Consider the following 23,545-nt stretch of genomic DNA (forward strand, 5'->3'; position numbering starts at 1 on the left):
TACAATCCATGACCCACCTCAGACATATGCAACCAAGGTAATCGACGTGCGCCCCTTGCCTCCATCATGATCATGCCCTGGACGACTTCGGAGAACACGGCTCCTCCACTTCAGGGAAGGGGAGGAGCCGTGTTCTCCTCGCCGCGGAATGTCCCGCCCGGCCTCAGACCGGGTTGGAGGGCACGGAATCCTGCGGCGTGCGGGCCGGCGGGCCGATGCGCGGGTCGGTGGGGCGAGGGACGTAGACGGGGGAGTCCGACTGGTAGAAGAGGTCGATGTCGGCCTCCTCGCCGCCGACGATCAGCGTGTCCCACGCGCCGCTCTCCTGGAGCGTGCGGAGCGTGGCCGGGTCCAGCGTCAAGAGGTGGTCGCGCAGTTCCTCGTCCGTGGGCATACCGGGGAGACGGGTCGCGAGGCGCTCGCGTATCGCGCTCATGCGCTCCAGCAGGGCGTCGAGGGACGCGTGCTCGGGTGCGGAGCCGTCGCCGGGTTCCGGTTCCATGCTGCGGGCGATGATGTCCTTGATGGCGCGGGTGACGCCCTGTTCATCGGTGGTGACCATGGCGTTCCAGGCCCGGCTCTTGTGCCGGTACTGGAGCATGGACATGGCCGCCTCGTGCCGGATGAAGTCGGCGTCACGCAGCGGCTTTCCCTGCCATGTGCGGCTGAGGGAGCGAGCGAGCGAAGTGGCGGAGGCGAGACCGCTGTTGAGACCGCGACCCGGCCAGAAGTGGATGGCGTTGGCCGCGTCGCCCAGCAGGAGGCCGTACGTGCCGGGGCCCGTCGCGGTCGGGCGGCTCAGCTGCGCCGTGAACCGCGGGCGCTGCACCATGTCCAGTCGGAACGACGTGATCGCGGTGAGGTCGTTCTCCGGGACGCCGAACAGCTTCAGTCCCTCCCGGATCCGCCTCCACAAGGGCGAACTGCGCAGCAGGGCGGGCAGGAAGAGGGTGCCGTGCGTGGGACAGCGGAACTCGTGGTCCTCTTCGCGGCTCATGACGCAGGGGCGAGCGGCGATGCACTCCTCGAAGACCTGACGGACCGGGTCGATGCCGATCACGTTGCGGGCCTCCTCGCGGGTGAGCCGCATGTTCAAGAAGCCCTCGCCACGCAGCGAGTTGAGAAGAAACCTGTTCTGCGACACGGTCAGCAGGACGCTCATCTGGTCCGAGAGCGGGGACTTCACCCGAAGCCCCAGCACCACGTCCTGCAAGTGGTCGCCGTCAAGGGAGTAGATCGAGGCGTCGGCCGCGCCGAAGCGGTCGGCGTAGTGGTCCCGCGTGCGGGATCGTCCGCCTTCGCAGATCGCCAGGACGTGTTCCTGCGAGAGCCGGCCCTGATCCTCCGACGGGTCGAAGCGCTCCGGCACCAGCCGGATCGCGGCGGCCTTGTTCGCCAACTCCAGCAGACGGTCCTCGATGTACGCGATCCGGATGTTGCGGGGAGGCAGGCCGTCCACGGAGTCCGGTCCGACGGGCCACATTTCCGAATAGTCGCCCACGTCGCCGAACAGCGCCGACTGGATGTCCTCGGGCAGAGCGAGGTACTGCCGGCTCTGGACGGTCACGACCTGCTGGCGGCGGACGTTTCCCTGGGTCTCGTCCTTCCAGACGACGGTGGAGCCGTTCTTCGTCCACCGCCCTTCGTAGACCGTGATCGAGACCCGCCCGCGCAGCATGTTCTCCAGCGTCAGCGCGAAGGCGAGGCCCACCGGGCCTCCGCCGGTGATGGTGACCCTGAGGACGCCAGGGTCCGCGGAGGCGCTCACCCGGGGTGTGTCGAGGTGGGAGAGATCCATCATTGTCTCGATGGCGTCCTCCGACTCGAAGAGGAAGGTCTCCTCACCGATTCGGATGCGGTCGCCTGAGCGCAGCGCATGCCGTGTGATGCGCTGGTCGTTGACGAAGGTGCCGTTCCGGCTGTTGCGGTCGTGGAGCACGAAGCCGGCGTCCTCCTCGAGGATTTCGGCGTGCAGACGGGAGGCGTTGGCGCTGACGATCACGACGTCGTTGTCGCTCTTGCGACCGAACGTCAGTGGAGCAGCGCTCAGGACCACGCTTTGACCAGTGAAGGGGCCCGTTTGCCCCAGGATGACCGATGGCACTGATACTCCTTATGAACGACATCCAACTGCGAAAGAGAGGCCGCATGACGCGGCTGACCCGACACGAGACCGGAGCCTTCACTCAAACGTGAACGTGACCTGGTTCAGTTCGATTCTTGCGACAAATTCGTTCCGCGCCTCGTCGCGGGGCCGCGATCCGGACACCGCTGCGGCCCGTTGCGAACTCGGGACCGCGGTCCGAGCCGTCGGTCGGTGCCCGGACGGCGTGCCTCAGCCCGTTTCGGCCTCGCACGTCAGCGACAGCGGCACCATGTTGGACTCGCCGTTCAAGGGTGCCTTGAGCTCCACGCCGATTTCGCTCTCGAGCTTTCCGGCTTCCGCCCACGTGGTCAGGCTCACCGTGTCCTGCTTGCTGAGCCCTCCGTCGTCCGAGAACGCCAGCGTCCTCCAGTGCGGATCGGTCACCGAGCCGTCCTTGGACACCCACCGGTAGGAGAATTGGGCCGGGAGCCGGTCCACCGTGAACGTCGCCGTAAAGGTGGGTGCCTGCTCGCTCGGTGGCGGGCACTGTCCCGAGTACGTCGTGTGCGAACCCGCCACCGTCACCCGTACCCCCAGCGTGCCGGAGGCGCCTTGGCTGTCGCCCTGTGTGCTCGCGGCGGTGGCGTTTTTGGCGTTCTGCCGATCTCCGCTTCCCTTTCCGTTTCCGTCGTTCATGAGCGCATAGCCCACCCCGGCCAGCGCCAGCACGCACAGGGACACGCCCGCGGCGACGAGCGCGACGCTGCGCCGGCTGCGCCGCGCGTCAACCGGGGGGACGGTGGGGACGGGTGTTCCGGCGGCGCGCGGATCCGGCACCGCGGGGTCCGCGACCGCGGGCTGTGCCCCAGGATCCGCGTCCGCCGCCCGCGCCAGGGGATGCGTGACCGTGGGCTGCGCCGAAGGATCCGCGAGCGTGGGCTGCGTCACGGGATCCGTGTCCGCCGCCTGCGTCGAAGGTTCCGCGACCGTCGCCTGTGCCGAGGGATCAGCGACCGTGGGCTGCGCCAAGGATTGTGTGACCGTGGGCTGTTCTCCGGGATCCGCGGGAGACGTTCGTGTCGTGGACTGCGTCGAAACGGTCGTGGAGTCGGAGGACGGCCGCGCGATTCCCGTGTCGGGGATGCCGCCCTGGCCGATGAGTCGCAGGTCCCGTTCCGCCTGCTCGGCGGTGAGGCGTTCGTCCGGATCCTTGCGCAGCAGCCCCTCGATGACCGGAGTAAGAGCGCCGGCCCGGCGGACTTGCGGCAACTCCGCGTCCACGATGGCCCTCAGGGTGCTGAGCGGGGTGTTCTGGCGGAAGGGGGAGCGCGCCTCGACGGCCGCGTAGAGCAGCACGCCGAGCGACCACAGGTCCGACGCGGGCCCGGACCGCCGGCCCAACGCCCGCTCCGGAGCCAGGAACTCGGGCGATCCGACGACTTCACCGGTCATGGTGAGCGCGGAGTCGCCCTCGATCATGGCGATGCCGAAATCGGTGAGCACCACCCGGCCGTCCTTGGCCATCAGCACGTTGGCCGGTTTCACGTCGCGGTGCAGCACGCCCGTCCCGTGGGCGGCGTGGAGCGCGGCGAGCACCTCGAGGCCGATGGACGCGGCACGCTGCGGCGAGAGCCGGCCCTCGGCCTTGAGCAGGTCGGCCAGCGACTGACCGCGGACCAACTCCATGACGATCCACGGGCGGCCGTCCTCCATGGCCACGTCGTAGACGGTCACCACGTTGGGATGCGCCACCCGGGCCGCGGCCCACGCCTCACGCTCCAGCCGCGTGTACATCCGCTCGATGTCGGGCGCCGCCAGTCCGGCGGGCGCCCGGACCTCCTTGATGGCGACCTCGCGGTGCAGCACCTTGTCGTAGGCGCGCCACACGGTGCCCATGCCGCCCGCGCCGAGGGGCGACAGCAGACTGTAGCGGCCGGCGATCACACGCTCGCTGCCCGACTCTTGAGACACGGCGTCCTCATTGGCCATCGGAGCGATTCTCCCTTTCCCTGCCCGAGCTGCTCGTCAGAGCGCGGACATCGCACGTGGACCATGCACCTGGTCTGCCCGGAAGGCGGGGCACGGACGGAGTGACCCCACAGCGGAGGAACCCGCGGCGACCCAACGGACTAATCCGACGGTGATCGTACCGTCGTTCACCGGACGGGGGTGCCGACGTGTGCGCGGCACCGCCCGGCTCGAAACGCTCCCCCATCACGTTCATCTGCCGTTCCCTGCTGGTCAGTCACCAGGTGGGGAGCGTGCAGAGGAACCCGGTACTAGGCGCGGGCCAGCGGGTTCGGCAGCGGGAGGTAGCGGGCGTCCGCGCCGTCCGCGCCCGTCCAGCGAAGCAGCAGGTTCGTCTTGCCGGGGAGCGTCGGGGCGGCGAGCAACTCCGTGATCTCGTGAGCGATCCCGGGCAGGCCGTGGTGGGCGAGCTCGGTCCGTACGGCGGGCCACGGGTCCCAGCCCGGGTGGTCCTCCGCGAGCAGGGCGGCGAGTTCTGACACGTTGTTGACGATCAGGCAGTAGACAAGGCGCTCCCATCCGGCGGCCCGGTCCACGTCCGTGAGCAGCTTCACGCCCTCCGCGTCCCGGAACAGCGCCTGCACGGGGATGCCGTCGGCGTCCACGGCGACCACCGTGTTCTGCAGATGCGCCTCCAGAACGACTCCGTACCGCGCGAACGCCTCCAGGGCCGGGGGGACGACCTGGCGCAGATACGCCGTCCACCAGGCGGACGGGTCGGCGAGACCGTCGAGGGGGCTGCCCTCGAAGCCCTCGACAAGGGCGGCGGCGAGGAGCGGGGTCGCGCCGGGGACGACGTGCTCGCGCAGCCCGTCGCGGACGAGGACCGCGAGTTCTTCGAAGGCGAAGTCGGCGGTGCGGTAGCCGCGGTCGCTCAGCCAGGCGGCGCCCTTGCTCGTGCTTGTCCCCGTGGTCGTGGTCGTCGTCGCGAACGCGGCGGCTGTCGCCTCGTCCGTACGGCGCAGTTTCAGCAGATCGTGGCGCCACAGCCGGCGGATGTCGTTGGTGATGCGCACGTCGAGGCTGAACTTGACGAAGACGTCGTCCTCGGGGGCGTAGAGCGTGCGGATGGCTGCCGTCGGCCACAGCGGACGCGCGGTGGGGCCCAGGCGGATCAGCCGGCCGTCCGCGAAGGCGGCCCGGATCTCCGGGCGGGCGCCGACCAGGTCGAGCTGCCAGGGGTGGGCCGGAAGCAGCCGGTAGCCCTCCGGGGACGGCCCGAAGTCGTCCAGCGCCGAGGTGTCGCCCTCCTCGACGACCACGTCCTCCCGCACGCCGAGCAGCTCCAGCGGGAAGCGGGCGTACGCCTCGGGTGCGTACGGCAGCCAGCCGGCGACGGGGCCGCCGCCCCTGGCCTTGGGCGCCGGGTGGTACGGGTGCCCGGTGATCAGGGACTGCTCGGAGCGGACGTACGGGTCCGCGGGCGGCGTCGCGCGCAGGCGGGCGGCGAGCAGTGCGGCCACCGTGTCCCGGCTGTCGATCATCTCGGCGGGCAGCTCGGGGTTGGACAGACCGGTGGATCCGCGCAGTTCCTCGGCGGTGAGTTTGACCAGTTCGGCGTGGGTCAGCCGGTGCCAGGCCCCGTCGGCGTACGCCTCGGGCGCCAGGGGCCTGCGCGTCCCCCGCACCCGCAGCAGCCGCCCGCTGGAGCGGAGCCGGAACACACCGGAGCCCTCGGCGGGCTCCCCCACCTCCCGCAGCAGACAATTGAGCAGCGGCGCGGCGGCGTACTCGTCGGCGGCCTCGTCTATGTCGTCCCTGAGGTACCTGGGGGGCATGGAGTCCACGCGATCCATTCATTCCATACGGTGCACTGGTGATCAGTATGTCTGTCGGCGCGGGCGACCGCGACGCGCAGTCCCCGTACCCAAGGAGCCCGACCGTGCACCGTCCCCCCACGCCCGACGCCGAGGCAGCGCTCGCCGACGAGCTGAGCGCCGTACGCCCCGCCCTGTCGGCGCCGTACGCGGCCGGGCTCCCCGGCGCCCGGGCGGCCGTGCTGAGCCGTCTGTGGCGTGCGCTGGCGTACGAGCCGATGCCGTGGATCGCGCGCCGCGAACCGGGGGCCGACGGGCTCACGCTCCACCTCACCGACGGCCGCCGGCTGCACGGCCCGCGCCCGGATCCGTACGCGACCACGTCGTACGTCACCGAGGTCCGGCTGGACAACACGGTGTACGAGCGTCCGGCGCGGCTCATGACGGCCCTCGGCGTACCGCACGCGACCGCCTTCGCCGCCGAACTCGACGACAGCGTCGCCTCGTTGGCTCTGTCGCGCGCGCACCAGCCCGCTGTCGACCACGAGCCCCTGACCAGCTGGGAGTGGGAGCAGCGGGTGGTCGACGGGCATCCCTACCACCCCAACTGCCGTTCCCGGCCAGGGTTCTCGGTGGGCGAGCAGCTCGCCTACGGGCCGGAGCACCGGCCGGTCGTGGAACTCGGCCTGGTCGGCGTGGACGACTGTCTGGTCCGGGGCGAGTGGCCCAAGTGGCTGAGGGACGAGGACCGCTTCCTGATCCCCGTCCACCCCTGGCAGCTGGCGCACGTACTGCGCACCGCGCCCCAGGAGGCCGTCCCCGCTCACCCGTTGATGTCTCTGCGCACCCTCGCCCTGCCCGAAGGACCGCACGTCAAGACCGCGCTGAGCGCCCGGCTGACCTCCTCCGTGCGGGACATCTCGGTCTACTCGATCGAGACGTCGGCGACGGTGTCGGCGTTCGCGGAGGACATGGCGGCCCGTACGGACGGCCTGCTGCACGTCACCCGCACCCTGGGCGCCGTCACGGCCCGCTCCCCCGACCTGGCGGCGGTGCTGCGCGAGTCCCCGGACGTGTACGCGCACCCGGGCGAGCGCGTCCTGCCCGTGGCCGCCCTCGCCACCACCGAGCTGCCCCGGTCGGCCGCCTGGCTGGCCGGCTTCACCCGCCTCGCGCTCACCGTCTGTCTGCGGATGCTCGACCTGGGAGTGGCCCTGGAGGCGCACGGCCAGAACCTCCTGGTCGTACTGTCCGCCACCGGCGCCCCGGTCCGGCTCGTCTACCGCGATCTGGCCGACATCCGCGTGAGCCCGGCCCGGCTGGCCCGGCACGGCCTCCCGGCCCCGGCGCTCTCCGGACGGATCGTCACGGACGACGTGACCACCCTGCGCCGCAAGATGTTCGGCTCGCTGATCGGCGGGGCGCTGGGGGCGACGGCCGGTTCGTCGGCCGTACTGCGGGAGGCCCTGGAGAACGTCGTACGGGATCTGCCGCGCACCCCGGACCTGCCGGCCCTGCTCGACGAGCCGCTGCCGACCAAGGCGTTGAGCCTGATGCGGCTGTCTCCGCAGACTCCGGGGGACATCTGGGCGCGGCTTCCCAACCCGTTCGCCACCCCATAGTTCGTAGATCGTTTTGAAGCCCGGCACCTTTGCTCCATAGGATCCTGCGATGATCACAAGACAACGGCTGGCGGCAGGAGTCTGCGCCCTGCTCGCCGCCCTGACGGCCGGGATCGCCTTCCCGACCGGAGCGGTCGCCGACGAAACGGCGGAGCAGGCCGCTCCCAAGGTCGAACTCGTGCTGGACGTCAGCGGTTCGATGCGGGCGCGCGACATGGACGGCGGGTCGCGCATGTCCGCGGCGAAGCAGGCGTTCAACGAGGTGCTCGACGCGACACCCGAGGAGGTCCAGCTCGGCATACGGACCCTCGGCGCGAACTACCGCGGCAACGACCGCAAGACAGGCTGCAAGGACACCGCCCAGCTGTACCCGGTGGGCACGCTGGACCGCACGGAGGCGAAGACCGCCGTCGCGACGCTCACGCCCACCGGCTGGACGCCGATCGGTCCCGCGCTGCTCAAGGCGGCCGACGACCTCGACGGCGGCAACGGCACCCGGCGGATCGTGCTGATCAGCGACGGCGAGGACACCTGCCAGCCGCTCGACCCGTGCGAGGTGGCCCGCGAGATCGCCGCCAAGGGCATCGGGCTCACCATCGACACCCTCGGGCTCGTGCCCGACGCCAAGACCCGCGACCAGCTCAGCTGCATCGCGGACGCGACCGGGGGCACGTACACCTCGGTCCAGCACAAGGAAGAACTCACCGACCGTGTCGGTCAGTTGGTGGAGCGCGCCGCCGACCCGGTGGTGACGCCGGTCGCCGTGGAGGGCGCCACCGCCTGCACGAGTGCCCCGACGCTGAAGTCCGGGCTGTACACGGACCGCGAGGAGTTCGGGCAGCACCGCTACTACCGCGTGGACGTCAAGCCGGGCCAGGAGCTGCGCGCCTCGGTGAGCGTCGCGGCCGACCGCGAGGTCGACCCGGACTACGGGGTGCTGCTGCGCGCCGTCACCGTGCACGGGCGTGAGATCGTGCGCGGCGAGGCGGCGGGCAACGGCCGTACCGACGTCATCTCGACCGGTCTGCGCTATCCCAAGGCCGAGAGCGACGACGAGAACGCCCCGGCCGAGACCGTGTGTCTCCAGGTGTCCAACTCCTTCTCGGCGGCGAGCGGCGTGAAGACCACGCCGGGCATGCCGGTGGAACTGACGGTCGACGTCGTGGACGGGCCGGACCAGGCGAGCGACGTGGCCTCCTTCGGCCTCGGCCGCGGCTGGTGGCTGCTCGGCGCCCTCGTGCTCACCGGCTTCCTGGCGGGTGTGCTGTGGGGCTGGGTCTCGCGCCTGCGGATCGCGGTCTGGAGGACCAACTGATGCGTGTCAGAAGAGTGTTGAGCACCGCCCTGCTGCTGCTCGGGATCGCCGCGGCGCCCGCCGCGGCCGACTCCTCCCCCTCCGCAAGCCCTTCGGGCGACAGCGCCGCGCCGACCCAGGCCGGCACGTCGTTCCGTACGGCGACCGAGATCGAGCAGGGCCGGCAGGCCACCGCCAGCGGGTCCACGGGCGACTACCTGTACTGGTCGTTCCCCGCGGACGCCGGGCAGCGGCCCACCGTGAAGGCGACGGTGAAGCTGCCGGAGGCCTCCACGCGGCACGCCGGCCAGACCTGGCAGCTCGACGTCTACGACGGGCTGCGGCGCCGCCAGGCCTGCCAGTACGGGGCACAGACACGGACGGCGGCGCAGGACGCGGCCTCCGTGGAACTGGCCTGCACCCTGCGCACGGTCCGTTCCTGGTCGGAGACCTGGGCCAACGACCCGCTGCCGGGCACGTACTACGTCCGGCTGACCGTCACCGGGCTGCAGGCCTCCGACCTGGGTCTGCCGGTCGGGGCCGAGGTCAAGGTCGACTCCAAGGACATCGGCGGGTCGGCGGCCGTGGACGGTTCGCTGGCGAAGCCGCTGGTGCCGGGCATCGCGACGAGCGCCGGGAAGTCCGACTCCGGCTCCGGTTCGTCGACGGCCGCCCTGTCGTCCATCGAGCCCGACGACGGCTGGTCCTCCGGCTGGTGGTCCGACCGCTGGGTGTGGACCGCGATCGGCGGCATCCTCGCGGCGCTCGCGGGCATCGGCGGGTACGCACTGACCCGGGGGTCGGGACGGCCTTCCCGGGTGCCGCCGGGTGCGTAGGCCCACGTAGGGCGTCCGTGACGGCTCCGTGACGGCGAAGGCCCGCCGTGCCCCCTCGGCACGGCGGGCCTCGTCCCCCGCCCGGGTTCCGGTCCGGTGAGGTGCTGGGCGTTGTGCGTTACCAGCAGGCCGGGAGCGTGTTGGTCTCGCTGCCGATGGCGGTGTCCTTCATCCAGCCGTACTGCCCGTTGTCGGCCTCGGTCCACTCCCAGCGGTAGGGATGCGGGCCGCCCACGTACTCGTCCGGGTTGCCGCCGTCGTAACGACACTCGAACCAGCTGGGGTTGGAGTACATGTGGCCGACGATGCGGCTGGGGTCCGGGTAGTACCGGGCCAGGTCCTTGTAGCCGTAGACCGGGGCGCCGGCGCGGTTGTTGCACCACCAGTGACTCCCGCTGTACCAGCAACCTCCCCCAAGCTCTCGGCTTCGCTCGAGCAGGGAGGTACCCCCATCGGCGAACGCGGAAGGCGCGGCGGTGGTCCCGAGGCCGACGGCGAGCGCCGCGGCGCTGAACAGCACCGCCAGGGGCTTCTTGATACGCATGCGAGTCACCCTGTGGCCGCCGCCCCGCCGCCCGCAATGTTTTCGAACGCGCTGGAAGTGTCTGGCGCGAGCGGCACGCGGCGGCTACGGGGACCGTAGCGGCGTCACTCCCCGCGCAGCACCTTGGCGAGGGTGCTCTCCCCCGTGACCTCGATCCGTCCCGCACGCACCGCGTCCAGCACGGTCGTGATCCCGCGGCTCACCTCCGTGCAGGTTCCGGTGTCCAGGCTCAACCGGACGTCCGGCTCCTCAGGGGCGGGCCCGTCTCCGTACACGGGCCCCTCCCCGGCGCCCAGCCACACATGGAACTCCCCCTCTTCCAGGCGGACTTCGACCAGCCCTTCGGCGCCCTCCCCCGCCAGGCCCCGCAGCAGCGGCAGCGCGAACCAGTGCGCCCGTACGGCGTCCGTGGCCCCGCGCTCTCCCAGCGAGTGTGCGCCCCACTCGCCGAGCGCCTGCAGCACGGGCAGCAACTCCCGTCCCCGGCCGGTGAGTTCGTAGACGTACACGGCGCCCGGCGGCGGCAGCCGGCGCCGGGTCGTCAGTCCGTCGCGCTCCATGTCCTTGAGCCGGGAGGCGAGGACGTCCGTGCTCACGCCCGGCAGATCCGCGTGCAGATCGGTGTAGCGGCGCGGGCCGCCGAGCAGCTCGCGGACGATCAGGAGGGTCCAGCGGTCACCGACGGCGTCGAGCGCTCGGGCCGCGGAACAGTACTGGTCGTAGCTTCGGCGAGGTGACATGCGACGCAGTCTAGACATGTTGTTGGACTTTCCAAGCGCTCACTTGGTAAAACCAAGCAACACCACGAACCGGAGGGCACAGCGCATGGAGTTCCGGCAGTCGAGCAAGCTCAGCGAGGTCTGTTACGAGATCCGCGGCCCGGTGATCGAGCAGGCCGACGCACTGGAGGCGGCAGGCCACAGCGTGCTGCGCCTCAACACCGGAAACCCCGCGGCCTTCGGTTTCGAGGCGCCGGAGGAGATCCTCCAGGACATGATCCGGATGCTGCCGCAGGCGCACGGCTACACCGACTCGCGCGGCATCCTCTCCGCCCGCCGCGCGGTCGCCCAGCGCTACCAGGAACGGGGCCTCGAGGTCGGCGTGGACGACGTCTTCCTCGGCAACGGCGTCTCCGAACTGGTCTCCATGGCGGTCCAGGCGCTGGTGGAGGACGGCGACGAAGTCCTCATCCCCGCCCCGGACTTCCCCCTCTGGACGGCCGTCACGACCCTGGCGGGCGGCAAGGCGGTCCACTACCTCTGCGACGAACAGTCGGACTGGTACCCGGACCTGGCCGACATGGAGTCGAAGATCACCGACCGCACCCGCGCGGTCGTCATCATCAACCCCAACAACCCGACCGGCGCGGTCTACCCCCAGGAGATCATCGAGGGCATCCTCGACCTCGCCCGCCGCAACGGCCTGATGGTCTTCGCGGACGAGATCTACGACCAGATCCTGTACGACGACGCGGTCCACCACTCGGCCGCGGCGCTCGCACCCGACCTGGTGGTCCTCACCTTCTGCGGCCTGTCCAAGACGTACCGGGTGGCGGGCTTCCGCTCGGGCTGGCTGGTGGTGACGGGCCCCAAGCAGCACGCCCGCAACTACCTCGAAGGCCTGACCATGCTGGCCTCCATGCGGCTGTGCCCCAACGCGCCCGCCCAGTACGCCATCCAGGCCGCGCTCGGCGGCCGCCAGTCCATCCACGATCTGACCGCTCCCGGCGGCCGCCTCCACGAACAGCGCAACCGTGTCTGGGAGAAGCTCAACGAGATCCCGGGCGTCTCCTGCGTCAAGCCCAAGGGCGCGCTGTACGCCTTCCCCCGCATCGACCCCGAGGTCCACAGGATCCACGACGACGAGAAGTTCGTCCTGGACCTCCTCCTCCGCGAGAAGATCCAGGTCGTCCAGGGCACCGGCTTCAACTGGCCCCGCCCCGACCACTTCCGCATTCTCACCCTCCCGCACGCCGACGACCTGGACGCGGCGATCAGCCGGATCGGACGTTTCCTGGGCGGGTATCGACAGTAGGGCCGCCGTATGGCGCACTCCGACCTGCGGACCGCCGGGGGCGATGACACCGTACGGAAGGAGTGACGGGAGCGGAGAAGGGTGTCGGCCATGGGTGACCTGCTCCTCGTGCGGCACGGCGAGACCGAGTGGTCCTTGTCCGGACGGCACACCGGATCGACCGACATCCCGCTGACGGAGAACGGCCGCGAGCAGGCCAGGCGGCTGGCCCCGCTGGTCGCCTCGCACCACATCGCGGCGGCGTTCGTGAGCCCGATGCAGCGGGCGCGGGAGACGGCGCGGCTGGCCGGGCTCGAGGGGGCGCGGGTCGACGCGGACCTGCGCGAGTGGGACTACGGCGGGTACGAAGGGATCACGACCGTGGAGATCCACCGGACCCGGCCCGACTGGTTCCTGTTCGACCACGGGGTCGCGCCGGGGCCGCCGGAGCACCCCGGGGAGAGCCCGGAGCAGGTCGGGGCGCGGGCGGAACGGATGCTCGCCAAGGTCGACGCGGCGCTCGCCGAGGCGGAGGGCAGTGTCGTCCTGATCTCCCACGGGCACTTTCTGCGGGTGCTGACCGCGCGGCGGCTGGGGCTGCGGGCTTCGGACGGCGCGCTGTTCCAGCTCGCCACCGGGACGGTGAGCCGGCTGAGCACCGAGCATCGGCGGCATGTCGTGGCCGGATGGAATGTCAGACCCCCGTCGTAGTCTTCGAGTGCACCGGGGATGAGGTCGGCCCATGGAGGGGGCGTCGTCCTTCGGCTGCGGGCCGGTGGGGGCCGGTCGCGCAGTTGCCCGCGCCCCTGACGGGGCGCTGCGGTCGGCGCGCCTCGTAGGGGCGCGGGGAACTGCGCGCTCAGCCACCGACTGCCCGCGGCCGATATACGGAAAGGGGTGCCGTCATGACACGAACGCCGACCGTCGCGCAGCGGCGTGTCATCGATGCGGCGGATCCCGTGACCGGGCGGCTGAAGGGGACGGACGCGCAGCTCGCCGCGCTGGTGAAGCGGGGGCTCGCCTTCCGGCATCCGCGGCCGCCGCACGACCACTTCCTGACGCCCGCCGGGCACCGGATACGGGAGGCGCCCGAGCCGACGGCGGTCCCTGAGTCTCCCGCCGCCCCCTCCGACTCGGGCGTGTTCGCCGCGCGGATCGGCGGCGAGGAGAACGCCATGGGCGGCCCCTCCCGCACCCGCGAGGTGCACAGTGCCTGGCAGGGGCTGTTGGAGCTGCGGCGGATGACCCATCGGGACGGGGCGGTGGACCGCCCGTGCGGATGGGAACGTACGCATCTGGTGCAGGCCGCCGCACTCGCCCTGGAAGCCGCCGGACACCGCCCCGCGGCAGCGGAAGGCCCCGGATACCGGGTGCGGGCGACTCCGCAGCCCGAGGCCGTAGCCGTGCGCGAGCCGGACGCCGAGGCGCTGCGGGCCTGCGCGGCCACGCTGGAGAAGGCGGGCTGGCAGGTCGGCGAATACACGGAGCCGCGTACGGGAGCGCGGTATGTGCTTGCCTCACCCCGGCGGGCGTGAGGTCCCTCGGCCCTCCTTCCACCCGTCAGTAGAGTGACGTCCGTTCCGGCCGTCGTACGCACGGTCGAAGAAGGGAATGTGGTGACTGAGCCGTTTTCCGTGCCCGTGACCGTCCGCGGGTACGAGACCGACACCCAGGGTCATCTGAACCAGAGCGTGTATCTGCAGTACGCCGAACACGCCCGCTGGTGCTTACTCGATGCGGCCGGGATAGGTCAGACCGATCTGGTCTCCAAGGGTGTGGGACCGGTGACCCTGGAGACGACCATCCGCTATCTGCGGGAGTTGCGTGCGGGGGACCGGACCGAAGTGACCTGCGCGTTCACCTGGGGTGAGGGCAAGACCTACCGGATCGGGCAGACGATACGGAAGGCGGACGGCACGGTGGCCGCCGAGTTCACCGCGGTGGGTGGGCTGCTGGACCTCAGGGAGCGCAGGCTGGTCGCGGACCCCCGCGTGTACTTCCGCGCGCTGGCCACCGATCCGAGCGTCTTCGGCCTCTGAGCCCACCCCGCGTGGCGCGGTCTACACGTCCAGCAGCTCCGGGCTGTGCTGCGCGTCGTAGGCCGCGCGCGACTCGGCGATCGTGACGCGGTGCCGCTCCGCCCAGTCCGTCAGCGACAGCAGGGTGGCGTGCAACTCGGCGGCCACCGGCGTGAGTTCGTACTCGACCTTGGGCGGGACCATCGGGTGGACGGTACGGGTGAGGAGTCCGTCGCGCTCCAGATTGCGCAGCGTCAGGGTGAGCATGCGGCGGCTGACGCCGTCGATGCTGCGCTCCAGTTCGGTGAAGCGGATCGGGCCGTGCGCGGCGGCCACGATGATCTGCACGCTCCATTTCCCGGCGACCCTGTCAAGAACCTCGCGGACGGGGCACGCCTGCGCGTGCACGACCTGCGGGGTAACACCGGTGTTCCCTTGGGACATTGAGGTGCCTCCTTATGCCGATCTCCATGGTCACTCACGATGTACCCCGTTACAAGTCGTGCACCTATGGAAGCGCGTCGCACACGTGGTCGCATACATGGAGGTCGTCGTCATGCCGTTCCGGACCGAGTCACCGTCCGAGCCGCCGGTCCCTCGACCGTACTCCCGCTGGGCCTCGCTGGTCGTCCTGTGCGCGGGCACCCTGATGACGATCCTGGACGGGAACATCGTCACCGTCGCGATGCCCGCGATCCAGAGTGATCTGGGGTTCTCGGGGCCGGGTCTCGCCTGGGTGGTGAACGCGTATCTGATCCCGTTCGGGGGGCTGTTGCTGCTCGTGGGCCGGCTCGGAGACCTCGTGGGACGCAGGCGGATGTTCGCCGCCGGGCTCGCGGTGTTCACGGCGGCGTCCGTGCTGTGCGGGGTCGCCACCGACCGGGGTCTGCTGGTCGCGGCCCGCGCCCTGCAGGGTGCCGGCGGGGCGATGACCTCGGCCGTCGTCCTCGGCATGCTGGTCGCGCTCTTCCCCGAACCGCGTGAACAGGCCCGCGCCATCGCGGTGTTCAGCGCCGTCGGCGCCGCGGGCGGGGCGCTCGGCACCTTCCTCGGCGGGGCGCTGACCCAGACGGCCGGCTGGCACTGGATCTTTCTGATCAACCTGCCGATCGGAGTGGCCGCGTGGCTCGCCGCGATCCGGATCCTGGCCCCTGACCAGGGAGTCGGGCTCGGCAAGGGCGCCGACTATCCGGGCGCGGCGCTGGTCACGGGCGCGCTGATGCTGACGGTGTACACGATCGTCGGCGCCGGCGACCGGAGTCTGGGCGTCACGCTCGCACTGGCCGCGCTCGCACTCGGTCTCTACGTCGGTTTCGTCCTGCGTCAGGCGCGGGCCGCCCGTCCGCTGCTGCGGCTGCGGCTCTTCCGCTCCCGCGTGCTGAGCGGCGCCAACGGGGTGCAGATCCTGATGATCGCGGGGATGTTCGGCTTCCAGTACATCGGTGCGCTCTACCTCCAACGCGTCCTCGGGTACAGCGAGTTGGCCACCGGCACCGCGTTCCTCCCCGCGCCGATCGCGATCGGGGTGCTGATGCTGACCCTGTCCGCGCGGACGATCGCCCGGTTCGGTCCGTACCGGGTGCTGCTCGCCGGGCTGGTCCTCATCACCGCGGGCATGGCCCTGCTGAGCCGGGCCCCGGCCGACGGCTCGTACATCGCCGACGTGCTGCCGGCGATGCTGCTGCTCGCCGCCGGTTTCGCGGCCGCGATGCCCGCGGTGACGGGGCTCGCCATGACGGGCGCCCGGGAGGAGGACGCGGGACTGGCCTCCGGACTCTTCAACACCACACAGGTGGTGGGCGGTTCGCTGGGGCTGGCCGTGCTGACGACGCTGGCGGCGAGTCGCACGGAGCGTCTGACCGGCGGGGGTGAGGGGGCCGTTGCGGCCCTGGCGGACGGTTACCGGCTGGCGTTCACGGTGGCCACGGGGATCGCGCTGGCGGCCCTGGCCCTGGCGGCGGCGATCCTGCGGCCGGGGCGGGGACACGCCCCGCACATCTCCTCCCCCCGGCCCGAGCGATTGATGACGCGCCTTTCCCCTCGCGACCGGTCCTGACCAGGACTGCGCGCCCACCCCCTGCCCCAGGGGCACCCGACAGCCGTACATGGAGCGCCAACTCGGCGTCGCCCAGCGGGTGTACGCCGCTTCCAATCTCTGGTAGGAAACTTTCCTAACAGTACGTGGACGCAACACTCCCCTCATCGGAGGTACCGTGCACACCCCCCACACAGATCCCCAGCTCCACACCTCACGGCGCACCCTGCTCACCCTGATCGGAGCCTCGCTGGTGGCAGGCCCCCTCCTCGCGACCCAGTCCCAGGCCGCCGCCTCCGGCGGTCTGGACGACCCGGCGAAGAAGGAGATCGCGATGAAGCTGGTCTCCAGCGCGGAGAACTCCTCGCTGGACTGGAAGGCTCAGTACAAGTACATCGAGGACATCGGCGACGGGCGCGGCTACACGGCCGGCATCATCGGCTTCTGCTCGGGCACCGGCGACATGCTGGACCTGGTCGAGCTGTACACCCAGCGCAAGCCGGGCAACGTCCTCGCCAAGTACCTGCCCGCCCTGCGGAAGGTGAACGGCGGCGACTCGCACCAGGGCCTGGACCCGGGCTTCCCCGCCGACTGGCGCAAGGCCGCCCAGGACACCGCGTTCCAGCAGGCCCAGAACGACGAGCGGGACCGGGTCTACTTCAACCCCGCCGTCGCCCAGGGCAAGACCGACGGCATCGGCGTCCTCGGCCAGTTCACCTACTACGACGCCATCGTGATGCACGGCGACGGCGGCGACAGCACCAGCTTCAGCAACATCCGCAGGCGCGCCCTGGCCAAGGCCAAGCCGCCGGCCCAGGGCGGCAACGAGGTGACGTATCTGAACGCCTTCCTCGACGCGCGCGTCTGGGCGATGAAGCAGGAGGAGGCCCACTCCGACACGACCCGGGTCGACACCGAGCAGCGGGTGTTCCTGCAGAAGCGGAACCTGAATCTCGATCCGCCACTGAACTGGAAGGTGTACGGGGACAGTTACCACATCGGCTGAGACCGAGACCCCTCGCCAGGCATGCCCCGGGGGCCGTCGGCGCTGCCGCCGCCGGCCCCACGCACGTCGTCGAACCGTGGTCGCGCTCCGTCTTCCACCACGAAAGGCCGGCGAGGTCGCCCGATCCGGCTGGGGCCGCGGTCAATGGCCTCTGAGATTGATGTTGCGGAAGGTGTTCAGGAGCGTAGCGACGGCGATCGCTTGCACAAGCACCCAGGCGATGATGGTCGAGAAACCGCGCAATTGATAGATCGAAAGCAGCAGACTGACCCGACTCGTCCAGAAGTGCCGCTCGCATCGGAAGGTGTCCGCGTCCATCGCCAGACTCGTCAGAGTCAGCACCAGCATCATCGTCAGGATGTAGGTGGCCGCGCTGCCGAGTTCCTGGTCGGTGAGGCGGTTGCCCAACGTGGCGAGACCGATGAGCACGCCATAGGTGGTCACCAGGCTCAGGGCGCGCACCGGGCCCCTGCGTCCGGGGAGCAGGCGCCAGAGCGCCCCCAGCACCAGTCCGGCACCGGCCCAGGTGATCTGCCAGCCGATGAACGCCCACAGCAGGTCCGGCATGCCCGTGGGATCTTTCGCCACCTTCATCCACCAGTACGGCCGATTCACGTTCGTCGACCAGACGAGGACCAGGCTGAGGGGAACGCCGAAGCAGAACGCCAGGAACGCGGCACGCCGGGCGTTGTCCCACCAGTTGGTGTGTGGGCCCCAGCTGAGGGCGACGTCCACAACGGTCACCTGGCTGGGGAGCCAGGGCCGCTCCATGCCGGGCGCCCCGCGAGGAGGCCGCCAGCGGTGGAGCAGGTCGAGCTCCTGCTCCACGGCGTGCCGCGTCAGCCCGTTCTCATTCTTCCCCTGGTCCAGTTGGCGCAGCTGGGTGTGCAGTTCGCGGTAGCGGCGCGCACGGTCCGTCAGTTCGCTGTGACGTGCTTCGGTGATGGTCTCGCCGACCGCAGGACTGACGGGTACGCCCTCCAGGGGCTGGGTCAGCACCGACAACCGCCGCCCCACCGCCAGCAGGGCGTACAACGCCACGATGCCCAGCACCAGCCATAGGCCGGCCAGCACGTTGTTGCCCGCGTACGAGATCGAGACCTGCCTCGCCATCACGACGACGGCGAAGAAGGTGGCGAGCAGCAGCTGCCCCACCCCGACCGGCCCCATCCAGGGCTCCGGCCGGGCCAGCGCCCTGGCCCGCAGCAGTGCCGCGATCCCGATTCCGGTCAACACCCAAGTGTGGGTGTAGCTCCACAGGGGAATTTGGAGCGGGAAGCCGATCAGGCCATTGGCGACGTCCGAAAGATGCCGCAGGTCGTACTCGGCTGACGTCTGGTCACTGAGCCAGGTAACTCGCTTCCAGGCTTGTTCGCCGGCCCACACGTACCAGCCGACCACGAGCACCACGATCAGGCCCAGCACCGCTCCCGTGCGGCTCAGTCGCCACGGGGTCACGGAAGCCCAGGACATTCCACCCTCCCTGGCCAGCCGCCAGGCCCATGCGACAAGCCCGGCCAGCCATAGCCACAGCACGGCCACCGCCACCAGCACGAGCGCGGTGAAGCCGTAGCGGGACGGCGGATTCACCAGGGGAAGTCGCCAAGGCAGACCGAAGAGCGCGGGCACGGATTCCAGCAGCACGCCTAGCACCGCCACCACTGACGCGGCCAGCACCACGGAACGCCGAGGACGGGCGAAAAATACCAGCGCCCAGCCGCAAAGCACCCCGATGGCTCCCTGCCAACGCCCCCCGTCCCAATGCGGGAAGAGCAGCAATACAACCAGGCCGATGGCCCCACTGAGCAGGCCCCACCGCAACAGCCAACGCGCGGCGCCCTTCTCCAGGTCGGTGACCGTGTCACCCGTCGGGTGACCGCGGGCACGGAGCGCGGCCACTACGACCACCAACGAGGCACCCAACCACAGGCTGGCCAGACCCACGTCGCTGACGATCTTCCATGGTTCGCTCGCCGCGCTCGCCGCCCAGGCTCGCTGCCACGGCACCTTGATCCGCATCGTGATCGGCGGGTGCCGCCCGGCGGGATCCCCCCACACCAGCTTCCCGTTGCTGACGGACTCCGGCACGGGGGAGAACTGGAGGACATCAAGACCGCCCACGTCCGCCTCGATCCCCTGCCACTGGGCGTTTTCCAGCGCGGGCGGCCGTTCGAGGGTCAGCGTCCACTCGTGTGCGCCGACATCAATGACCCATGGCCCCGTTTGCACGCGCCCCCGATGCTGGACCCAGGTCAGGGTCTCGTACTGCGCAGTGACCCAGGGACCTTCCGCGGTCGTGCGCGGACGCTCCTCCCGCCATTCGTCGTTGCGGTGGTAGAGGCGGTTCCCCTGATCACGCAGGAGGCAGCGCAGCGCCCGCCGGTACGGCTCGGAGTTCTCGCTCAACAGCAGGTCATCCGCATGGCTCCAGTCCCTCGGAACCTTGACCGTCACGGTCCCGTGCACGACGGCCAAGGCCCGTTTGTGGTAGTCGAGTCGGGTCGAGGCGTCGACAGTGGCGCGGGTGAGCTGCTCCGGATGGCAGTCGTCGGCCGCGGCCACCGCCTCCGGTGTCGGCCATGATCCCCACCAGATGAGCGCCAGCAGCACCAGTGCGGCACACCGCGCCCACCGGGCCGGTCGGCCACGCTCCGGACGCACAGCCGGCCGGGACATCCGCATCACTCCTCCGCGGGACATCCCGTGAGAGGGGTGCACAGCATGATCACCCGGTACGGACCCCCCTCGAACTCCGCGGCACGCGAAGGGTCCGCGCCGGCCAGGAACCGCCACTGCGAGCCCTTGACGTGCCCGGTCCGATCCGCCTTCTCCACCTGGGTCCGCAATGTACGAGTCCGCGGGTCGCAGCTCTCCACCATGACCTCGCCCGCCGCCAGCGGGAAGTGCTCGTGCAACAGGCACAGTCCGAAGCGGTCAAGGTTTCCGTGTTTCTCCAGCACGGAAACCAGGTCCTGCACGAACTGCGCGTCCTGAGGTCCGAGCTCCTCGGCGTCCTCGAACCGGGGAAGCGACTGCTTGCGGATGCTCGCTCGATCGGCCATGACCACTTCCTCCACGTCACGGTACACAACATCACGATCACCGTAAGTTACCGAACGCGTGTCCGCAATTCGGAGGTGGATCCGACATGAGGAACCCGCAGACCCGCACCGGACGGGCGCAACCGCGATCTTCGACCTGCATACGGTGATCCCCGGATCCGCCCCCGCGCCCCTCGCGCCTAGGACCTGGCCCCGTGGCCGCCGACGGGGCCCGTGCACTGTGCCACGATCTCCTCGCCCGGCTCCATCGGGGCCGTGACCTCGTCGTCGTCCCGGTTTCGGCCCAGGTGGTTGAAGACGAGGTTGAGCAGGACGGCCGCCACGCACCCCGTGGAGATCCCCGAGTCCAGGACGATCCGCGCCGTCTGCGGGAACGCGTGGTAGAAGTCCGGCGCGGTGATCGGGATGATCCCGACGGCCAGCGACACGGCGACGATCAGGACGTTGTTGTCCTTCTCCAGGCCGGCCCTGACCAGGGTCTGGATGCCGCTGGCCGCGACCGAGCCGAACAGGACGACGCCCGCCCCGCCGAGGACCGGGCGCGGTACGACGGCGATCAGCGACGCGGCCATCGGGCACAGGCCCATCAGCACCAGGAAACCGCCGCCGGTGGCGACGACGTACCGGCTGCGGATCCGCGTCATCGCGACCAGCCCGATGTTCTGCGCGAAGGCGCTGCACATGAAGCCGTTGAAGAACGGGCTGAGGGCCGAGCCGAGGGTGTCCGCGCGCAGGCCCGCCGCGATGGTCCGCTCGTCGGCCGGACGCTCCACGATCTCGCCCAACGCCATCATGTCCGCGGTCGATTCGGTCATCGAGACCACCATGACCACGCACAGCGAGAGGATCGCGGCGAGCTGGAACTGCGGGGCGCCGAAGTGGAACGGCGTCGGGAAGCCGACCACGTCCGCGTGGGTCACCGGACCGAAGTCCGTGGCACCGAACGGGATCGCCACCAGCGTGCCGATGACCAGGCCGAGCAGCACGGCGATCTGCTTGACGAAACCGCGGGTGAAGCGGCGCAGCAGCAGCACGAGCACGAGCGTGGCCGCCGCGAGGCCCAGGTAGGTCGGCGATCCGTAGTCGTGCGCCGCGGGATCGGGTCCCTGCGCCCAGCCGAAGGCGACCGGCAGCAGCGAGACACCTATGAGGGTGATGACGGTGCCGGTGACGACGGGCGGGAAGAAGCGGACGGCCTTGCTGAAGAAGGGGGCCGCCACGAAGCCCAGGACGCCCGCGACCATCACCGCGCCGAAGATGATCGGCAGGGCGTCGGACCTGTCCTTGGTGGAGGCGGCGACGGCGGTCATGGGGGCGACGCCCGCGAAGGTGACGCCGTTGACGAACGGCAGCCGCGCTCCGATCTTCCAGAGACCGAGGGTCTGGAGGAAGGTGGCGAGGCCCGCGGTGAACAGGCAGGCGCCGGTGAGGAAGGTCAGCTCGGCGGGGGACAGACCGACGGCGGCGCCGACGATCAGGGGTGGGGCGACGACTCCGGCGTACATGGCGGCCACGTGTTGCAGGCCCGTGGTGGCCATCTTGAGTGCGGGCAGTTTCTCGTCGACGGGGTGGGCGGTCACGGCGGCTCCTCCGGGCGGGTAACACGTCGGCTCTGACGTGGGTTTCAGGAGGTGGTGCGCGGTCGTGCGGGACCGGGGGACGGAGCCCCTCAAAAGGGGTAAAGGTGACCGTTCCGGGGCGCGCACGTCCATGCACGCCCCGGAGACGGCCGCCATGGACCCCGCTCGGGTCCACGGCTACCGGCCGAGGGCCGTCCCCCTCGGCCGGAGTTCTTTCGGTGGGTCAGGCCCCCGCGGCGATCCGCGCGAGGCGCTGCGCCTCTTCCCGCGTGGCGCGGGCGATGGCGTCCTCGTCGACGTGCAGGAGCCGGCTGTTCTCCACCACCGGCTCGCCGCCCACGAGCGAGAGGGTGACCGGGGCCGCGGCGCCGAAGACCAGCGCGGTCACCGGGTCGGCGATCGAGGCGTGCGCGAGGGTGTCCAGCTTCCACAGCACGAGGTCGGCGAGTTTGCCCGGCTCCAGGGAACCGATCTCCGCCGCCCTGCCCAGGACCTGGGCGCCGCCGTAGGTGCCCAGGCGCAGCGCCTGACGGGCGTTCAGGGCGGCTTCGCGGTGGGCGCCGAGGCGGTTGATGAGGAGGGCGTTGCGCAGTTCGGTGTGGAGTTCACCGGACTCGTTCGAGGCGGTGCCGTCGACGCCGAGGCCGACCGGGACGCCGGCCGCGAGCATGTCCGGGACGCGGGCGATACCGGCCGCGAGACGGGCGTTGGACGAGGGACAGTGGGCGACACCGGTCTTCGTACGGGCGAAGGCGGCGATGTCGGAGTCGTTCATGTGGACGCAGTGCGCCATCCACACATCCTCGCCGAGCCAGCCGGTGGACTCGAAGTACTCGGTGGGGCCCATGCCGAACAGTTCCTTGCAGAACTGCTCCTCCTCCACGGTCTCCGAGCCGTGCGTGTGCAGTCGTACGCCCTTGCGGCGGGCCAACTCGGCGCCCTGACGCATGAGTTCGGTGGAGACGGAGAAGGGCGAGCAGGGTGCGACGGCCACCTGGGTCATGGCGCCGAAGGAGGGGTCGTGGTGCTCGTCGACGGTCGCCTCGGTGGCGGCGAGGGCGCCTTCGAGGGTCTCGACGGCGAAGTCCGGCGGCAGCCCGCCGTCCTTCTCGCTGCGGTCCATGGAGCCGCGGGCGAGGGTGAAGCGGACGCCCATCTCTCGGGCGGCCCGGATGATGGCGCCGGACAGGTCACCGGAGCCCTGCGGGAAGACGTAGTGGTGGTCCATGGCGGTGGTGACACCGCCACGGGCCATCATGGCGAGGGAGCCCTGCGCGGCGGCGGACACCATCTGCTCGTCGATCCGCGCCCAGGTCGGGTAGAGCGCGACGAGCCAGTTGAAGAGGTTGTGGTCGGTGGCCAGGCCGCGGGTGATCCACTGGTAGAAGTGGTGGTGGGTGTTGACCAGGCCGGGGGTCACGAGGTGGCCCGTGGCGTCGATACGGCGTACGACGTTCTCCAGGCCCTCCGGGGCCCTGCCCGCGCCGAGCGACTCGATGCGGTGGTCCGCGACGACGACATGGCCCGACGCGTACTCGGTGTCGCTCGCGTCCACCGTCGCGATCGCACAGTTCTCGATGACGATGCGCCGGTTTTCTGCCGATGCTGCCATGGTGCGTCCTTCTTCGTTTCGAGGGGTGGGCACGGCAGGACCCTAGGAGGTT

At 70.5% G+C, this 23,545-nt stretch carries 19 protein-coding genes; 9 read left to right on the top strand and 10 right to left on the bottom strand.

From position 1 onward, the window contains the following. Window positions 1-163: 163 nt before the first annotated feature. From ACZ7M2_RS16365 to ACZ7M2_RS16375, 3 genes are all read right to left on the bottom strand, one after another. A complete protein-coding gene (locus ACZ7M2_RS16365) occupies window positions 164-2,104 on the bottom strand; it encodes an FHA domain-containing protein (RefSeq protein ID WP_471595794.1) in 1,941 nt (646 codons plus the stop codon). A gap of 231 nt (window positions 2,105-2,335) precedes the next feature. Further along, the gene (locus tag ACZ7M2_RS16370; RefSeq protein WP_471595795.1) at window positions 2,336-4,075 is read right to left on the bottom strand and encodes a serine/threonine-protein kinase; all 1,740 of its coding nucleotides are present in this window, start codon (window positions 4,073-4,075) and stop codon (window positions 2,336-2,338) included. 290 nt (window positions 4,076-4,365) lie between these two features. Continuing rightward, window positions 4,366-5,910, bottom strand: coding sequence for an IucA/IucC family protein (locus ACZ7M2_RS16375; protein ID WP_471595796.1), 1,545 nt, complete (start codon window positions 5,908-5,910; stop codon window positions 4,366-4,368). A gap of 86 nt (window positions 5,911-5,996) precedes the next feature. On the opposite strand from ACZ7M2_RS16375, the gene ACZ7M2_RS16380 reads away from it, so the two are divergent. From ACZ7M2_RS16380 to ACZ7M2_RS16390, 3 genes are read left to right on the top strand one after another with little or no spacing between them, the layout of a single operon-like run. Continuing rightward, window positions 5,997-7,493 carry an IucA/IucC family protein gene (locus ACZ7M2_RS16380; RefSeq protein ID WP_471595797.1) on the top strand — a complete coding sequence of 499 codons (1,497 nt, stop codon included), beginning with the start codon at window positions 5,997-5,999 and terminating at the stop codon, window positions 7,491-7,493. 49 nt (window positions 7,494-7,542) lie between these two features. Beyond that, window positions 7,543-8,808: a VWA domain-containing protein gene (locus ACZ7M2_RS16385; RefSeq protein WP_471595798.1), complete on the top strand. Its 1,266-nt coding sequence runs from the start codon at window positions 7,543-7,545 to the stop codon at window positions 8,806-8,808. Continuing rightward, window positions 8,808-9,623, top strand: coding sequence for a hypothetical protein (locus ACZ7M2_RS16390; protein ID WP_471595799.1), 816 nt, complete (start codon window positions 8,808-8,810; stop codon window positions 9,621-9,623). The genes ACZ7M2_RS16385 and ACZ7M2_RS16390 overlap by 1 nt, the downstream gene beginning before the upstream one ends. Before the next feature lie 118 nt (window positions 9,624-9,741). Here the strand turns inward: ACZ7M2_RS16390 and ACZ7M2_RS16395 are convergent, their stop codons facing one another. Both ACZ7M2_RS16395 and ACZ7M2_RS16400 read right to left on the bottom strand, forming a co-directional pair. Continuing rightward, window positions 9,742-10,167 (bottom strand): hypothetical protein, encoded by a 426-nt coding sequence (locus ACZ7M2_RS16395; protein ID WP_471595800.1) that lies wholly within the window; start codon window positions 10,165-10,167, stop codon window positions 9,742-9,744. A 104-nt stretch (window positions 10,168-10,271) separates the two neighbouring features. Then, window positions 10,272-10,907 carry a winged helix-turn-helix transcriptional regulator gene (locus tag ACZ7M2_RS16400; RefSeq protein WP_471595801.1) on the bottom strand — a complete coding sequence of 212 codons (636 nt, stop codon included), beginning with the start codon at window positions 10,905-10,907 and terminating at the stop codon, window positions 10,272-10,274. Window positions 10,908-10,992: 85 nt separating this feature from the next. Between ACZ7M2_RS16400 and ACZ7M2_RS16405 the strand changes: the two genes are divergently transcribed. From ACZ7M2_RS16405 to ACZ7M2_RS16420, 4 genes are all read left to right on the top strand, one after another. Further along, window positions 10,993-12,201, top strand: coding sequence for a pyridoxal phosphate-dependent aminotransferase (locus ACZ7M2_RS16405; RefSeq protein ID WP_352044536.1), 1,209 nt, complete (start codon window positions 10,993-10,995; stop codon window positions 12,199-12,201). A 90-nt stretch (window positions 12,202-12,291) separates the two neighbouring features. Beyond that, on the top strand, window positions 12,292-12,891 hold the full coding sequence (locus ACZ7M2_RS16410; RefSeq protein WP_471595802.1) for a histidine phosphatase family protein: 600 nt from the start codon (window positions 12,292-12,294) through the stop codon (window positions 12,889-12,891). 194 nt (window positions 12,892-13,085) lie between these two features. Further along, the gene (locus ACZ7M2_RS16415) at window positions 13,086-13,715 is read left to right on the top strand and encodes a hypothetical protein (protein ID WP_471595803.1); all 630 of its coding nucleotides are present in this window, start codon (window positions 13,086-13,088) and stop codon (window positions 13,713-13,715) included. Between the two features lie 81 nt (window positions 13,716-13,796). Further along, window positions 13,797-14,219, top strand: coding sequence for an acyl-CoA thioesterase (locus ACZ7M2_RS16420; RefSeq protein ID WP_471595804.1), 423 nt, complete (start codon window positions 13,797-13,799; stop codon window positions 14,217-14,219). 21 nt (window positions 14,220-14,240) lie between these two features. Here ACZ7M2_RS16420 and ACZ7M2_RS16425 read toward each other — a convergent pair whose 3' ends face one another. Then, window positions 14,241-14,642: a winged helix-turn-helix transcriptional regulator gene (locus ACZ7M2_RS16425; RefSeq protein ID WP_471595805.1), complete on the bottom strand. Its 402-nt coding sequence runs from the start codon at window positions 14,640-14,642 to the stop codon at window positions 14,241-14,243. A 112-nt stretch (window positions 14,643-14,754) separates the two neighbouring features. Here ACZ7M2_RS16425 and ACZ7M2_RS16430 point away from each other — a divergent pair, with 112 nt between their 5' ends. Both ACZ7M2_RS16430 and ACZ7M2_RS16435 read left to right on the top strand, forming a co-directional pair. Next, window positions 14,755-16,254 (top strand): MFS transporter, encoded by a 1,500-nt coding sequence (locus ACZ7M2_RS16430; protein ID WP_471595806.1) that lies wholly within the window; start codon window positions 14,755-14,757, stop codon window positions 16,252-16,254. 157 nt (window positions 16,255-16,411) lie between these two features. Then, window positions 16,412-17,239, top strand: a complete 828-nt coding sequence (locus ACZ7M2_RS16435) for a chitosanase (protein WP_471595807.1) — start codon at window positions 16,412-16,414, stop codon at window positions 17,237-17,239. Window positions 17,240-17,380: 141 nt separating this feature from the next. Here ACZ7M2_RS16435 and ACZ7M2_RS16440 read toward each other — a convergent pair whose 3' ends face one another. The 4 genes from ACZ7M2_RS16440 to ACZ7M2_RS16455 form a co-directional block, all read right to left on the bottom strand. Further along, window positions 17,381-19,915 (bottom strand): DUF6185 family protein, encoded by a 2,535-nt coding sequence (locus ACZ7M2_RS16440; RefSeq protein ID WP_471595808.1) that lies wholly within the window; start codon window positions 19,913-19,915, stop codon window positions 17,381-17,383. A 5-nt stretch (window positions 19,916-19,920) separates the two neighbouring features. After that, window positions 19,921-20,301, bottom strand: a complete 381-nt coding sequence (locus ACZ7M2_RS16445) for a hypothetical protein (RefSeq protein WP_471595809.1) — start codon at window positions 20,299-20,301, stop codon at window positions 19,921-19,923. Between the two features lie 179 nt (window positions 20,302-20,480). After that, complete coding sequence (locus tag ACZ7M2_RS16450) at window positions 20,481-21,881, bottom strand: nucleobase:cation symporter-2 family protein (RefSeq protein WP_471595810.1); 1,401 nt, start codon at window positions 21,879-21,881, stop codon at window positions 20,481-20,483. A 223-nt stretch (window positions 21,882-22,104) separates the two neighbouring features. Next, complete coding sequence (locus tag ACZ7M2_RS16455; protein WP_471595811.1) at window positions 22,105-23,493, bottom strand: 8-oxoguanine deaminase; 1,389 nt, start codon at window positions 23,491-23,493, stop codon at window positions 22,105-22,107. Between the last annotated feature and the right edge of the window lie 52 nt (window positions 23,494-23,545).

It is taken from the genome of Streptomyces sp. NPDC111507, assembly GCF_055638955.1.

Coding starts and splice junctions, on each gene's coding strand:
- ACZ7M2_RS16370 (WP_471595795.1), bottom strand. CDS start 4,075: ATGGCCAATGAGGACGCCGTGTCTCAAGAGTCGGGCAGCGAGCGTGTG.
- ACZ7M2_RS16375 (WP_471595796.1), bottom strand. CDS start 5,910: ATGGATCGCGTGGACTCCATGCCCCCCAGGTACCTCAGGGACGACATA.
- ACZ7M2_RS16385 (WP_471595798.1), top strand. CDS start 7,543: ATGATCACAAGACAACGGCTGGCGGCAGGAGTCTGCGCCCTGCTCGCC.
- ACZ7M2_RS16390 (WP_471595799.1), top strand. CDS start 8,808: ATGCGTGTCAGAAGAGTGTTGAGCACCGCCCTGCTGCTGCTCGGGATC.
- ACZ7M2_RS16395 (WP_471595800.1), bottom strand. CDS start 10,167: ATGCGTATCAAGAAGCCCCTGGCGGTGCTGTTCAGCGCCGCGGCGCTC.
- ACZ7M2_RS16400 (WP_471595801.1), bottom strand. CDS start 10,907: ATGTCACCTCGCCGAAGCTACGACCAGTACTGTTCCGCGGCCCGAGCG.
- ACZ7M2_RS16405 (WP_352044536.1), top strand. CDS start 10,993: ATGGAGTTCCGGCAGTCGAGCAAGCTCAGCGAGGTCTGTTACGAGATC.
- ACZ7M2_RS16410 (WP_471595802.1), top strand. CDS start 12,292: ATGGGTGACCTGCTCCTCGTGCGGCACGGCGAGACCGAGTGGTCCTTG.
- ACZ7M2_RS16415 (WP_471595803.1), top strand. CDS start 13,086: ATGACACGAACGCCGACCGTCGCGCAGCGGCGTGTCATCGATGCGGCG.
- ACZ7M2_RS16425 (WP_471595805.1), bottom strand. CDS start 14,642: ATGTCCCAAGGGAACACCGGTGTTACCCCGCAGGTCGTGCACGCGCAG.
- ACZ7M2_RS16430 (WP_471595806.1), top strand. CDS start 14,755: ATGCCGTTCCGGACCGAGTCACCGTCCGAGCCGCCGGTCCCTCGACCG.
- ACZ7M2_RS16440 (WP_471595808.1), bottom strand. CDS start 19,915: ATGTCCCGGCCGGCTGTGCGTCCGGAGCGTGGCCGACCGGCCCGGTGG.
- ACZ7M2_RS16445 (WP_471595809.1), bottom strand. CDS start 20,301: ATGGCCGATCGAGCGAGCATCCGCAAGCAGTCGCTTCCCCGGTTCGAG.
- ACZ7M2_RS16455 (WP_471595811.1), bottom strand. CDS start 23,493: ATGGCAGCATCGGCAGAAAACCGGCGCATCGTCATCGAGAACTGTGCG.